This is a genomic window from Photobacterium sp. DNB22_13_2 (assembly GCF_052873915.1).
Window position 1 is genome coordinate 1 of sequence record NZ_JBNNXU010000205.1, and the last position, 253, is coordinate 253.

Consider the following 253-nt stretch of genomic DNA (forward strand, 5'->3'; position numbering starts at 1 on the left):
TCTTGTCATTGATGGCTTCGCCAAGACCCATGTTCAGAGTGATCTTGGTGATGCGCGGCACTTCCATCACGGACTTGTAACCGAACTGCTTGATCAGCTCGGGCACAACCTTCTCTTTGTAAAACTCTTGCAGACGTGCAGTCATGCTCAACTCCTCTCTATCGCCCAGAATCAAGCGCCGACGGCAGCACCGGTGGTCTTCAGGACACGCGTCTTCACGCCGCCTTCAACCTTGATGCCGACGCGCGACGGC

1 pseudogene is annotated in these 253 nt (G+C 55.7%); it reads right to left on the reverse strand.

The annotated features are described in order from the left end of the window. Positions 1 to 145: pseudogene (locus ACVA58_RS28380) on the reverse strand (large ribosomal subunit protein uL5); the annotation flags it as partial. Positions 146 to 253: the final 108 nt, after the last annotated feature.